The following is a 13,065-nucleotide window of genomic DNA, read 5'->3' as shown; positions in this document are numbered from 1 at the left end:
AGGGAACCACAACCATGCCAACCAGCGAATTTAACAGCCTTAGCCGATCCGACCGCCAACGCCTGAAAGAACTGGAAGTTCTGGAACTGGCCGCCCGTGGGTACGCCCCGCCGCGCGCAACAGTGGAAGCATCAGCCACGGAATCCACCCCGCGCAACCGTTTCGGGTTTCCGGCCCGTCACTAAGGCCGAGATGATGAACAGATAGAAAAGGGTCGGTTTTTCCGGCCCTTTTTGCTGCTTACAACATACAGTGCAGATACTGGATTTGCGTCGCGGGTTTCTCGCCTTCAAACCCCTGCACCATCAATTGTCCGGTTTTGGCGTTGGCTTCAAATGCCAGGCGCGTGCGCGGGCACAGAATTGCGCCCTTCAGCCAATCGAAATTGCCTTGATAGGTTTCAATGCCCGATGCCATTTGCGCCACGCGTTCTTTGCTGCTGGTCTGGCTGGGTGCGCCCTTCCACCGCGTGTTCATCCATTCATTGCCGACATACATCGCATCCTTGTGCACAATGGCGCGGTTGCGGCTGCGCTCAACAATGCAATGTTCGCTCGCATTCACCCCGGCCACGGAAATAATGGCAGGCGCGCACAAGGGCGTATCGCGGATCATGGAAACAGCATCGTTAAAGGTGGCGCAGTGTTCAAACACACGGCGCAGCAGGAACGGCGGTGGCAGGCCGTTGCTGCGGTTCATTGCGATTTTTGCGGACAACCAGTTGCCCGCATGCCCCAACCCCCGGTCGGGGTTCGGGGCCTGATTGATCGCCAATGTGAAACGTTTCGGGGCCATGCCCTGTAACACACCGACAAAACCCGGATAGGTCATCGCCCAATAAATTCCCGCCGGGCCCACCTGCCGCGCAAGCACCAGATGATCGCCCAACCCATCCAGCGGCCAATCCATGGCGCGGAACATGCGCACGCCGTCCTTGCCGGATGCGCTTTCGTTAAACGCCGTGGTGCAGCCCCATTCATAGGACAGGTTCAGGGTATAGACCGCGCGGCTGCCCAACGCCGTGGCGATGGCATCGATTTCCTTGGCATAGGGAATGTGATCATTCCGGTGCAGCCACGCACGCGAGATAATGCCCGCCGCGTCCAACATGGTGCCGCCATAAAATTTCTGACCAATCCGCACGGCGGATTCCGCGCGCGGCCATTCCCGGTGGAATAGATCCAGCGGCGTATCAGCATCGCGGATAATTGGAATGACTGGCAGCATAAAGCCCCCTATTTTTGCGTTATTTTGCGAAAACACTACCCCGAACCAAGGCTTTTTGTCAGGCCGTTTTTTATTGACACAACCATCAATATTATGGAATTGTCCGCATTGGTTAACATAACATTGGACGTAATGCGATGCATCTCCTCACCCCTAGACAACGGCAGGATATCCTGAACAGCGCGGCAAAGGCCTTTTTGGTTCGTGCCACACTTCTTAAACCAGAGCGAGGTGTGGCCACCCATGGCTTGCTGAAAGACCAGGGTCGTGCGGCCTTGATTGTTGCGCAGGACAGATCGTCACGAACGACCCGTGACACGCTTCGTGGGCTGATCGTTCCCCTTAAGGATGTTTATGAAGGGGATGTGATCGCACGCTCTAATCTTCCTGTAATTTCAGCAAGAGCCATCGGCAATCATTTATTAAAAGAAGCAACTCCCGCCCTTTGTCAGGACACGGCCATTCTAACGATTGCCTATCTGGAGCAATGCGACCTGATCCAACAGATCAATGATATCTGGGATACAAAAACAAATTTACGAAAACAGGTTGCCTTTGAGAGCATTCAAGATCATTTCCTGTCCACGTTTTACCACGCGATTGATCCAAGCAAAAAGCGGCTTCCCATCACGCAAACAGGCGCAGAATCTATTATTGCGCGCCGTATTGCGGATATCGTGCCACCCACTTATCGCCCATCATCCTCTGGTGAACAGCACATTCTCGAATGCCTTGATCCACAAAATATAGATAAGATCATGGATAATGCATTGGTCGAGGCCGTAAAAAGCCGGAACTGGGTAGAAATAAAAACTGCCGTCCGACCAATATTCGTCACAGCGAATACAGAAATCGTTGGCAATCAGCCGTACAAACAAGGCGGCGTTTTGTCTGACCTGTTCAGGGCCGCCACAGAGGCCACCCCCTATACAGCGGTGACAGCACACCCGGTTTATGGACGGGTGCTGATGACCAACCAAAAAGAGATCGTTACAGAATGGGAAAAGGTAGTGGCGTTGCGCGCCCAAGCCGAAGAACAGAAGAACAAGGTTCTTTCGCTCGTCAACATCCACCAACCGTAATATTTTCCATGAGACGGCAAAAGCCCCGGGAAATCCGGGGCTTTTTTTGCGGCATGCACGAACATTGCTGCGGCGCAATATGTGAATTTTGACGACCCCACCCTCTCCGCGCTATAACCACCCCGCAATTCAAATCACCAAGAACAGGACAACGGGCATGGGCACACTCAACAAACACTTCAATGGTCATTCTTTGGTGACCATTGCGAACCCGAAGATCACACGTCTGGATCAGGCATCCACGCAGGCCGAGGCCAAACTGTGGGCGCAGGCCATGAAAATCCGCGACGATATGTATTTCGAGGGCGAGTCCTCCCGCATTCTGATTTCCGCCGTTGACGGTGCCGCCGCTGGCCAGACCGATCAACAAGTGCGCGTGAACGTCGTCGACATGAACAAACGTTTGCCCGGCACGACGTTTGTTGATGCGGTGAAGGCCGATATGTACGGCCAATTGAAAGGTTTTATTCCCGGAAACAAGGAACGTGAATTGATGTTCACCTTTGGCCAGCATGCACAATGCTTCCGCGAAGCCGCCGAAGATGCGATTGTGCCCAATCACATGGTGATTACCAGCACCGGACAGGCCGGATTCACCGGATGCTGGCGCGAACAAGACGAACAGGAAATGTGGGCCCTGCAAAGCCAGATCCGCGGCGTATTATCCGCCGCAACATCCGCGCAAGGGTTTTCGATTTTTATGGATTGCGGATTGATCAGCGGCGTATCCGTCGTTGACCGTGAAATCCACATCCTGCCGCACGCGGCACCGAATGCCACGCGCCATAACCTGAACGACATTATCAAACACGCATATTACGGGTTTGCGTATTGCGACCAAGATCGCAAGATCGCGTTCATGAACAATCACCCGACGATTGCCAAGGTTTATAAAGCTTTGCGCTTTGGCATGAACCCGGCGTAATTCATAAAAAACCCCGCTTCGGCGGGGTTTTTTGCATCTTTATTTCGTCGCGCTGAAATTGATCTTCGGGAACTTGTCCTTCGTATCGTTCAGATGCCATGAATTGCGGGCCAGGAAGACCGGGTCGCCGTCATGGTCGTTGGCCACGGCGCTGCCCATCGCATCGACGAATTTTTTCATTTCGGCCGGATCGTCACAACTGACCCAGCGGGCGGCGTAGACTTCGACCTGTTCGAATTTCACCGGGATGTTGTATTCGCTGCGGATGCGGTCCATCAGAACGTCAAACTGCAACGACCCTACAACGCCAACGATCCAGTTCGGGTCGATGGAGGGTTTGAAAATACGGGCCACGCCCTCTTCCGCCAATTGTTCCAGTGCGGCGGACAAATGTTTCGCCTTCAGCGGATCATCGGCCCGCGCCCGTTGCAGCAATTCCGGCGCGAAGCTGGGAATGCCGGTAAATGTCAGCGTTTCGCCTTCGGTCAAGGCATCACCAATGCGCATATTGCCGTGGTTCGGAATGCCAATAATGTCGCCGGCGAAGGCCTCTTCCACCGTTTCGCGGTCCTGGGCAAAGAACATCAGCGGGTTATGGATGACCAGTTGCTTGCCGTGGCGCACGTGCAGAAGCTTCATGCCCTTTTTAAACTTGCCGGAGCAGATACGGGCAAAGGCGATGCGGTCGCGGTGTTTCGGGTCCATGTTCGCCTGAATTTTGAAAACGAAGGCCGTGACCTTGTTTTCATCCGGCTGGATTTCACGTTGAACAGCCTTGGTGGACCGCGGTTTCGGTGCGTAACGGCCAATGCCCTGCAACAATTCGCGCACACCGAAGTTATTGACGGCGGAGCCAAAGAACACCGGCGTCATGTGCCCTTCGAGATAGGATTGATGGTTGAATTCCGGGTACACGCCACGGATCATCTCAACATCTTCGCGCAATTTCGCCAATTGGTCGGCGGGCAGCAATTGATCCAGCTTCGGATCATCAAGGCCCGAGCATTCAACGCTGGACAGCAATTCCTCGCCCTTGCTGCGATCAAACAGCACCAGCGTGTCATTGAACAGATCGTAGCAGCCCTTGAAATCACGGCCCATGCCGATCGGCCAGCTGGCCGGAACAACATCCAGCGCCAAGCGGTTTTCAACTTCGTCCAGCAGGTCGAACGGGTCTTGCCCGTCACGGTCCAGCTTGTTGATGAAGGTGATGATGGGAATGTCGCGCATGCGGCAGACTTCGAACAATTTCAATGTCTGCGATTCAATACCCTTGGCGGCGTCCAGCACCATAATGGCGGAATCGACAGCCGAGAGCGTGCGGTATGTATCTTCGGAGAAATCTTCGTGGCCCGGCGTATCCAGCAGGTTGAACGTCTGGCCCGCATAGTCGAACGTCATCACGGATGACGCGACGGAAATACCGCGTTCCTGTTCCACTTTCATCCAGTCGGATCGTGCGCGACGACGGTCGCCCTTGGCCTTGACCATGCCGGCCATCTGAATGGCGCCCCCGAACAACAGCAATTTTTCCGTCAACGTCGTTTTACCGGCGTCCGGGTGCGCGATGATCGCGAAAGTGCGGCGTTTATCAATCTGTTCGTTTAAGGCGCTCATGGCGGGGTTTGTATCATTTGAAAACTGAAAAGCCAAGGTTTCTGCGCCTTGGCGGCGCTAATTTGCTGTTCTGTAAAATTTCTGCTAAAAATTGCATCGTTTTTCAGAACAACTAAAAAGTTTGTTAGGGACAAGATTTATCATGTCAGGCGATTTTAACAAAGGCTACCGCGATCACCAAACGGGCCTCGGCGCCCCATCCACAACGGCGCAACGCGGGGGCGCTGATCAGGCGAGAAGAGATCAGGAAGCCCTCGAGAGAACCATCCGCAACAGCATGCCCAAAGCGAAGAAGAAACCCGACCCCGTGTTTATTCCCGAGAAAGAGGGGAAAACAGACAGCGGCAACGGCTTCTTCAAATTTCTGGCTTTCTGCGCGTTCATTGGCGTCTTGGTCTACGATGCAAAAACGGGCGGGTCCTCGTCCAGCAAAGACGTTGCAGCGCCTGAGACACCGCACATTTCAGGCCAATTCCATTGTGTTGCCAAGGGATCGTACGTCACACTTTCGCGCATTCCATTCGATGGATACAGCAGCGATGGATCGCTTATTCAAGAGAAGTTAAGCCAGACATTTAAACGCCCGCATACGAACGCAACAATTGACCTGCGCCCCATCGCCGACAAAGCGCGCAATTGTGATCAGGCGTTTAAACTTCTGCGTCAGGAATATCCGAAACTATGATCGCGACCATCCTCATCCTGATGATTGCCGCCCTGCACGTTTATTTCTGCGTGCTGGAAATGGTCCTATGGACCAAACCGCTGGGGCGGAAAACATTTCGGATGGATGCGGATTTTGCGGCCAAAACCGCAACGCTGGCCGCCAATCAGGGGCTGTATAATGCGTTTCTGGCGGCTGGGCTGATCTGGGCGGTGGTGCATCCCGTACCGGAAACCGGGCATCAAATCGCCCTGTTCTTCCTGGCTTGCGTGGCCGTGGCGGGTGCGTATGGCGGGTATTCGGTGAACCGGAGAATCTTCTTTATTCAGGGACTGCCCGCGCTTGTGACGCTGGCAGTCCTGCTGTTCGTTTAATTAAGCGGCTTTGTCTTTCTTCGCGCGCTCGATGCCTTCGACGATCATTTTCTTCGCCATTTCAGCATCGCCCCAACCATTGGTTTTCACCCATTTGCCGGGTTCCAGATCCTTGTAGTGCGCGAAGAAATGTTCGATCTGTTCGCGCAGGATCGGGCGGATGTCGGTGAGGTCTTCGATGTTGTCGTGATACGGGTGCAGTTTCGGCACCGGCACGGCGATGATTTTTTCATCCTGACCGTTATTGTCTTCCATCAGCATCACGCCAACCGGACGGCACACCATGACCGCGCCCGGCATAACCGGTGTGCGGCCAATGACCATCACATCGACCGGGTCACCATCGCCCGACAGCGTGTGCGGGATAAAACCGTAGTTGCCCGGGTAATACATGGCCGTGTGCAGGAAGCGGTCCACGAACATCATGCCGCTTTCCTTATCCAGTTCGTATTTCACCGGAACGCCGCCCAGCGGGTTTTCGATAACGACATGGATTTCTTCCGGGGCGTTGGGACCAACGGAGATTTTAGACAGGAACATGGAAACGGAACCTCTTAATCAAGTTATTGTGCGTTGCGGCGAACGGCACAATACCCTCAAAAGACCTTTCCTTCAAAGGGATTTTTCTTGTTTTTGTCCTCAATTTCAATGACCCAGAGGTCAGGGTCGCGGTCCATGGCCCGGCGGATATAGGCGTCGGCCTCGGCATCCGGCACGGCTTCGCCCTTCATCAGGCGCATCCAGCCCATGACCCCGTCCAGATCCCGTTGCTGGGTCATCAACAGGGCCGTGCCGTCCAAAGGATTGATTTTCAAGAGGATCAGCCCCGAAGCCGGGGCACCACGCTGGTGGATGTAGTAATAGACCGCCTGCTGGTCCAGCGTTTTCAAATGGCCTTCGAGATAGAGCCAGGTGGGAAGGCGGTCGTCGGCCATGCTTAGTTCATGGACCCGGTTTTTTTGAGTTTCCGGCCATACAGCTCCAACCGGCATTCAACCAGTTCATAGCCCAGTTTCTCAGCGATATCGCGTTTCATGGCTTCGATTTCGTCGTTCTGGAACTCAATCACTTCACCGCTTTCGATATCGATCAAATGGTGGTGGTGGTCCATATTGACTTCGTAGCGGGAGAATTTTTCGTTGAAGTCGTGGCGCGTGACCAGCTCCAGCTCGTCCAGCAGGTTCAGCGTGCGGTACACGGTGGCCATGCTGATCGACGGGTCGATGGCGCGGGCGCGGTCATACACGACCTCGACCGACGGGTGGTCTTCGGCATCATCCAGCACTTTCAGAATAACCTTGCGTTGCCCGGTCATTTTCAACCCGGCGGCGGCGCAGCGCTCTTCCAGAGAGCGGGAGCCTTTATGATGTTCGTGATGGCTCATACCTCAATCCCTCCTGCATAAATCCTGTGGTTGAGGGGCAGTTTAGGCCTCTGGGCGCTGCGGCGCAACAGGTTTAGAGGGGTTTTTCGGCGGTCATGGCCTGATATTTCAGCCAATCCGCACTGCCGACGACCCGCACGGCGGGCATATCGATGGTGACCACTGTGCCCTGCCCCAGATCGGATTCAAGGCTTAAATCCCCGCCATGCATTTCCACCATGGCCTTGGCCAGCGGCAGGCCCAGCCCCGTGCCCTGCAGCCCCTTGGTTTCAACGGGCTGATGCACTTGACCAAAGGGTTCGAGGGCTTCGTGGATGCGGTCCTTGGGAATGCCGACCCCTTCGTCCGCAACAACGATGCGCATGCACCCATCGGGTTGCATATGGGCGCGCATATGGATGGTGCCGCCCGTGTTGGAAAATTTCACGGCATTGCCCGCCAGATTGATCAACACCTGTCGCATCAAACGCGGATCGGCGAAAAGCGGCGGCAGGTCGGATTGGATGTCCTGTACAATTTTGATCCCGCCGCTGAAGGCACGGGAATCCATCATACGCGCGACCGCCTGCATCAACTGGCCCACATCGAAGATGTCTTCGTCCAGTTCGACGCGCCCGGCTTCGATCTTGGACATATCCAGAACTTCGTTGATGATTTCCAGCAAGTGGCGGGCGCTTAAGTGAATATCACCCAGATATTCGATGTATTTTGGTTGCCCCAGCGGACCGAATGTTTCGTTCTGCATCAATTCCGAGAAGCCGATAATGGCGTTCAGCGGCGTGCGCAGCTCGTGGCTCATATTCGCGAGGAAGCTGGATTTCGCGTGGTTGGCGGCGTCGGCCTGTTCCTTTGCCACGCGCAGGGTCATTTCCATCTGTTTGCGCAGGGTGATGTCCATGATGGTCGTCACCTGAAACCGCCGACCGTTGGACAGTTCCAGCGCGGCGGTGGTGAACAGGACGTTGGCGATGCCGCCGTCCTTGCGCATCATTTTCATTTCACCGCTGCTGCGGATGCCGCTTTTGGTAAATTCATCGTGGGATTTTTTCGCCTGTTCCCGTTCGTCCGGCGACACCAGCTCAACAAAAGGATGCCCCACCAATTCATTCCGGTTCCAGCCGTAAATACGCACGAAACTGTCATTCACGCGGACAATGCGCTGGTTTTGATCGGTGACGATAATGCCCACTTCGCTGACATCAAACACGGAGGTCAGCAATGAAATGGCGTCATCGCGTTCGCGTTGCAGGCTGGACGGCGTGACGGCCACGGGCTGGGCGATCACGTCCAGAAAGGTGACTTCGCGTTTCTCGTTTAAAATCGGGTTGATCCAAAACCCATGCACGCGCAAACCGCCCGGAAAATCGGGCACGGTTTGAATGGATACGGCCTTTTTCTGTTTCAACGCCACTTCGAAAGATTGTTCGAAATAGCGGTATGGGGCCGCCTCCATCACGTCCTGAAGCGCGACGTTGACCACTTCACGTTCCAGACGGTTGAAATATTCCAGAGCCTTGCCGTTGGCATCCACGATCACGTACAACGGCGCCGATGCCACATCGACCACGAAACGCGGCACGGGCATCGCCTGAAACAGGGCGGCGTGATCGACGGGGGTATGGCTCATCAATGCGCCTCGCCATCGCCCTTGGATTCATCCATGGCATGGACGAAGCGTTCCAACGGGCTGATATCGACATATTCAACGGCCGTGTTGCGTTCCGACCCAAACCGTTCCAGATCATCCCGCATGTGGGCCATCAACGCATCCATATCATCGCCCGGTTGCGGTTCACCAACGCAGCAGGACAAGGTGACGCTGACATTCCGGCCCTTCATCGGCACGCGTAAATCTTCTTCTTCCATGAAACGGCGCAGGCGGTTAATGCCCGCGGCCCCACCGGCGCTATCGGCCTGTTTCAGGCTCATCATAAATTCACCGCCATCCAGCCGATACGCATCATCAAAGGACCGGATGGTTTTTTTGATCATGGCGGATACACGTTGCAGGACATGGTCCAGCGCGGCCTTGTCCAATGATTTCTGCATGGCATCGAAATGGTCGATACGGACCAGCGCCAGACAAAAGGGCTGCCCCCGCCGCGCGCGGCGTTCCATTTCACGGTCCAGATCGGGCATCATCATCTTGCGCGAGCGCAAGCCCGTCAGCAGATCGACACCGCTATCCTGCGACAAACTGTCGCGTTCCAGACGGTGGATACGCAGGACAAATTCTTCATACAACTGCACAAACGCATCAAAGGCCGCCATGTCCGGTGCGGGTGCGCTCATCAACACGGCTTGGGCCGCCGTCTCCATATCGGTGTGCAAGCGGTTCATGGCATCGGCCATATCGGGATCGGCCTGCGCCACCCATTCACCGAAGCTGGCCGGCGGCGGGCCATTGAGCGGGCCAACAACCTGCACGTAAAACGCGTGACGCAAAACGCGGCCAAACCACTCCGCATACTGGTCCAGAATGGGTGCCAGCATGTGCGATTCAGAAACAATGTCCTGCGATGCGTCGATCGGTTCCGTCATGACCGTGGGTAAATCCGAAAAGTGCGTTTAAAAAGAACGGGCTAAACCCCGTTTTTCTACTATACCGGGATTTTACCCCCGATTGGTTAACGCCCGGCAAAATCAGGATAATTCTTGAAAATGGCGGATTTTTGCGGTTCCTGTGCATGATGCGCAAATATTATGAAAAAGGTTATTGCGAAACAGGCAAGATCTATGGTTTTATAACGCCATGGATCAAAAGCCGCGTAACGTCTTTGATATTGCCACCGCCGCCGGGAAAAAGCCGCCCCGCGCCGCCGTATCCCTGCCCGATGAAGTGCGCCAAGGGGTAAAACAGATTTACGAAAAAGTTCTGGGCCGCCATGTGATGGATTACGCAGCGTTTGAAGCGCGCGGTTTCAAACTGGAACACCGCGTGCGCTTGTCCGGCTATGCGTTCGACATGCAGGCCCCTGTTGTTTTAAGCGACCTGCAATCGATCATGCAAAACATCCGCCCCTATTTTCAAGACCATCAGGATACGCAGCAGGTCGGTTTGATCGACAGCGTTCTGGATGATCTGTCCCGTATGATTCAACAAAACCCAAAAGGGGATGTGCGCCCATTCGCACGTCCCAATAAAAAAGCTGAAACAGGAGTAGACCCACGATGACCGAGACACCGCGCAATGTTTTTGATCTGGCCGCCCGCGAACGTAAAGCACCGCAGGCTTATAGCGTCGCCATTCCTGCATCATTGAAAGAAGATTTGAACGAATTTTACTGGGATACGTTGAGCCATAAACGATTCATTCCCGGTAACGCCATGTCATTCGACAAAAAGGGCAAGGTCGCAGACAGCTTCTGGCGCGACCTGCACAACCCCTGCACACCACAGTCATTGGTTCGGATGCAGGCCGTTGTTGAATCCGTGCGCAATGATTACCGCAAGGAATATGATATTGCCGCCGCAGAATTGGCGGACGTCCGTGAAAAAATGCACCGCACCAACGTGCGCGACATGATGGAATGGCAATGCAACGGCCAATCCCCCCTGACCGCAGCGAAGGAAAAACTGGCGACCTACAAAACTGTGACGCATCGGATTGAACGCATTCTGGACACGATCCCCACACTGGTACCAAAACTGGAAAACCCGTTTGGATATGCCATTCTGCCACCGTCTTTGTTCTCGAATATCCAAAGCCTGTATGACGATCTCAGCAAAGACGAAACCGCGCATCTGGACGAAAAGATGATGGAACGGTTGGGCGATTACACATTGGATTCGCAAAAACACCTGCCGCTGAACGATTTGAAACACATCATCTCGACCATTCAGGACACGTTGGAACAAAAACAGGCGAACGCGTTCAGCAATGTTGAACAGTTCACCCGGCTGGCCAATGGTGAGAATTTCAGAAACAAAGACCGTTCAATGAAAAGCACGGGCACCGTGAGTTCGGGGTACGGCAATTCTGAAATCGGCCTGACCCGCGATATTCTGGATAGCCTTGATAAACTGTTTATCGCGCAACCGCGGGCAACGGTTCAGGCGCATCCAACCTTAAAGGCGGGCGGCCCCGTATAAGGGCCACCGCTCCCTTAATCCTCAATCCATTCACGTTCCAGTGAATCCAGCGTGCCATTTTTAATGGCCGCGCGGATTTCGCGCATCAGGCGGGTCATCACCGCCACGTTGTGCTGGGCGATCAACTGCGTCGCCAGCAACTCGCCCACCTTCAGCAAATGGTGGATATACGAGCGGGAGAAATGGGCGCTGGCCGGAATACCGAGGGACGCGTCCAGCGGTTCTTTATCTTCGCGGTACTGCGCGTTGCGCAAATTCATGCGGCCCGAACCACCCTTGGTCAACGCCCAGCCATGGCGAGCAATGCGAGTCGGGGACACGCAATCGAACGTATCAATACCCAAACGGACACAGGCGAAAATATCACGGATCGCGCCTATGCCCAGCAAGTGGACCGGGCGATCGGGATGGATTTTTTCCATGCACCATCCGGTGATCTCGTAAAACTCTTCCGTCGAACCACCAAGGCACCCGCCAATCGCCGTACCAAAGAACGGTTTTTCCGCCGTCCATGCGCAACTGATATCACGCAAATCTTTGTACACGCCGCCTTGGACAATGCCGTACAACGCTTGCCGCCCATCATGGCCGCGTTCAAATTCGGCGATGGAACGATCACCCCAACGGTGGGAGCGATGCATGGATTCTTCGGTGTAGGATCGTTCAACGTGGTACGCCGTGCATTCATCGAATTGGTAAATCAAATCCGCGCCGACTTTACGCTGGATGGAAATGGATTCTTCCGGCGTCAGGTTCAGGATGCTGCCATCCCAGTATGATTTGAAACGCGCGCCCTCCTCCGATATTTCCAGCAGGGATTTTCCGCGGGCTTTGTTATTGCTGCGCCCCTTGATTTCATCGGCAACGCCGCCATGCCCCATAGAGAAAATCTGGAACCCGCCGGAATCGGTCATCATCGGACCGTCCCAACGGTTAAATTCATGCAAACCGCCCATCCGTTCAATCAAATCCGCACCCGGCTGGATCATCAAATGGTAGGTATTGCCCAGAATAATATCCGCACCCGCCTCGCGCATTTGCATCGGCGACAGGTTTTTAATCGCACCCTTGGTACCGCAGAAAATGTAGTTCGGCGTTTCAATCGTGCCATGCGGCGTGACCAGACGCCCGATACGCGCGCGCGTACCGTTTTGATCACGATGCAAAACATCAAAGGCGAAATTCGGATAGGTCAGCATAGGGTACGCGTTTCTTTCAGGTTAGAGGTTTGGAAAACGGTTCATCTGAGGCTTGAACCGCTCGGCCAGCGCTTTGTCAGCCTGTGTTTTTACATCGGTTGCAGATGCAAAGGTTTTGCCCGTCGCAACACCCGTCCAGTGCCCGACGACAGAGCCCGGTGCGCCCAGCACTGATACAACCAGACCGACGGCACCATCAGCCACCGGTGGCAACACAGCGCCAGAAGCCGCTGCGATATAGCTGAGCGGTGCGCGGGCCGTCAAAGAACGGGAATCAAGATCTTTGGCCGTCCACTGATACATATTCATCAACGGAGTCATTCCGGCGTGCATGCCGACTTGATCCAGGCTGACCTTCGGTGCGTGCGGGCCACTGTGCACGGTGTGCGCAATGATTGTGCTGTCTGCAAAGGTAATCGCATTTACAACGGCAAACGCCGCGACCAAAGATTTGTACAACGTTGCTTTAGCCATGATTTTTTATCCCTATATCCCTTGTTG

Annotated in this window: 16 protein-coding genes; 7 read left to right on the top strand and 9 right to left on the bottom strand. The window is 54.7% G+C overall.

Annotated features, from left to right (window positions below; genetic code table 11):
* Positions 1-14 precede the first annotated feature (14 nt).
* Complete coding sequence (locus ACSC94_RS03135; protein WP_435641611.1) at positions 15-185, top strand: hypothetical protein; 171 nt, start codon at positions 15-17, stop codon at positions 183-185.
* A gap of 55 nt (positions 186-240) precedes the next feature.
* On the opposite strand, the gene ACSC94_RS03130 is transcribed toward ACSC94_RS03135, so the two are convergent.
* Complete coding sequence (locus tag ACSC94_RS03130; protein WP_435641610.1) at positions 241-1,227, bottom strand: carcinine hydrolase/isopenicillin-N N-acyltransferase family protein; 987 nt, start codon at positions 1,225-1,227, stop codon at positions 241-243.
* 137 nt (positions 1,228-1,364) lie between these two features.
* Here ACSC94_RS03130 and ACSC94_RS03125 point away from each other — a divergent pair, with 137 nt between their 5' ends.
* Complete coding sequence (locus ACSC94_RS03125; protein WP_435641609.1) at positions 1,365-2,309, top strand: hypothetical protein; 945 nt, start codon at positions 1,365-1,367, stop codon at positions 2,307-2,309.
* 157 nt (positions 2,310-2,466) lie between these two features.
* Positions 2,467-3,234 carry a hypothetical protein gene (locus ACSC94_RS03120; protein ID WP_435641608.1) on the top strand — a complete coding sequence of 256 codons (768 nt, stop codon included), beginning with the start codon at positions 2,467-2,469 and terminating at the stop codon, positions 3,232-3,234.
* Positions 3,235-3,273: 39 nt separating this feature from the next.
* Here the strand turns inward: ACSC94_RS03120 and ACSC94_RS03115 are convergent, their stop codons facing one another.
* Positions 3,274-4,851, bottom strand: coding sequence for a peptide chain release factor 3 (locus ACSC94_RS03115; protein WP_435641607.1), 1,578 nt, complete (start codon positions 4,849-4,851; stop codon positions 3,274-3,276).
* Positions 4,852-4,993: 142 nt separating this feature from the next.
* On the opposite strand from ACSC94_RS03115, the gene ACSC94_RS03110 reads away from it, so the two are divergent.
* Positions 4,994-5,536 carry a hypothetical protein gene (locus ACSC94_RS03110; RefSeq protein WP_435641606.1) on the top strand — a complete coding sequence of 181 codons (543 nt, stop codon included), beginning with the start codon at positions 4,994-4,996 and terminating at the stop codon, positions 5,534-5,536.
* Entirely contained in the window at positions 5,533-5,889 is a 357-nt protein-coding gene (locus ACSC94_RS03105; protein ID WP_435641605.1) for a DUF1304 domain-containing protein, read from the top strand. The genes ACSC94_RS03110 and ACSC94_RS03105 overlap by 4 nt, the downstream gene beginning before the upstream one ends.
* Here the strand turns inward: ACSC94_RS03105 and ppa are convergent, their stop codons facing one another.
* The 5 genes from ppa to ACSC94_RS03080 form a co-directional block, all read right to left on the bottom strand.
* Positions 5,890-6,429: an inorganic diphosphatase gene (ppa, locus tag ACSC94_RS03100; protein ID WP_014102623.1), complete on the bottom strand. Its 540-nt coding sequence runs from the start codon at positions 6,427-6,429 to the stop codon at positions 5,890-5,892.
* Positions 6,430-6,485: 56 nt separating this feature from the next.
* Entirely contained in the window at positions 6,486-6,824 is a 339-nt protein-coding gene (locus tag ACSC94_RS03095; RefSeq protein ID WP_014102622.1) for a DUF1491 family protein, read from the bottom strand.
* Positions 6,825-6,826: 2 nt separating this feature from the next.
* Positions 6,827-7,273 carry a Fur family transcriptional regulator gene (locus tag ACSC94_RS03090; protein WP_435641604.1) on the bottom strand — a complete coding sequence of 149 codons (447 nt, stop codon included), beginning with the start codon at positions 7,271-7,273 and terminating at the stop codon, positions 6,827-6,829.
* 73 nt (positions 7,274-7,346) lie between these two features.
* The gene (locus ACSC94_RS03085) at positions 7,347-8,900 is read right to left on the bottom strand and encodes a PAS domain-containing sensor histidine kinase (RefSeq protein ID WP_435641603.1); all 1,554 of its coding nucleotides are present in this window, start codon (positions 8,898-8,900) and stop codon (positions 7,347-7,349) included.
* Complete coding sequence (locus ACSC94_RS03080) at positions 8,900-9,814, bottom strand: diguanylate cyclase domain-containing protein (protein WP_435641602.1); 915 nt, start codon at positions 9,812-9,814, stop codon at positions 8,900-8,902. The genes ACSC94_RS03085 and ACSC94_RS03080 overlap by 1 nt, the downstream gene beginning before the upstream one ends.
* A gap of 211 nt (positions 9,815-10,025) precedes the next feature.
* On the opposite strand from ACSC94_RS03080, the gene ACSC94_RS03075 reads away from it, so the two are divergent.
* Together ACSC94_RS03075 and ACSC94_RS03070 are read left to right on the top strand one after the other, a co-directional pair.
* On the top strand, positions 10,026-10,448 hold the full coding sequence (locus tag ACSC94_RS03075; RefSeq protein WP_435641601.1) for a hypothetical protein: 423 nt from the start codon (positions 10,026-10,028) through the stop codon (positions 10,446-10,448).
* Positions 10,445-11,365 (top strand): hypothetical protein, encoded by a 921-nt coding sequence (locus tag ACSC94_RS03070; protein ID WP_435641600.1) that lies wholly within the window; start codon positions 10,445-10,447, stop codon positions 11,363-11,365. The genes ACSC94_RS03075 and ACSC94_RS03070 overlap by 4 nt, the downstream gene beginning before the upstream one ends.
* Positions 11,366-11,379: 14 nt before the next feature.
* On the opposite strand, the gene tgt is transcribed toward ACSC94_RS03070, so the two are convergent.
* Positions 11,380-12,564 carry a tRNA guanosine(34) transglycosylase Tgt gene (gene tgt / locus ACSC94_RS03065; protein ID WP_435641599.1) on the bottom strand — a complete coding sequence of 395 codons (1,185 nt, stop codon included), beginning with the start codon at positions 12,562-12,564 and terminating at the stop codon, positions 11,380-11,382.
* A 21-nt stretch (positions 12,565-12,585) separates the two neighbouring features.
* Positions 12,586-13,038 carry a hypothetical protein gene (locus ACSC94_RS03060; RefSeq protein ID WP_435641598.1) on the bottom strand — a complete coding sequence of 151 codons (453 nt, stop codon included), beginning with the start codon at positions 13,036-13,038 and terminating at the stop codon, positions 12,586-12,588.
* Between the last annotated feature and the right edge of the window lie 27 nt (positions 13,039-13,065).

This window comes from Micavibrio aeruginosavorus (genome assembly GCF_051245535.1).
GTDB classification, from domain to species: Bacteria; Pseudomonadota; Alphaproteobacteria; order Micavibrionales; family Micavibrionaceae; genus Micavibrio; species Micavibrio aeruginosavorus_D.
This window is presented reverse-complemented; position numbering and strand designations above follow the sequence as displayed.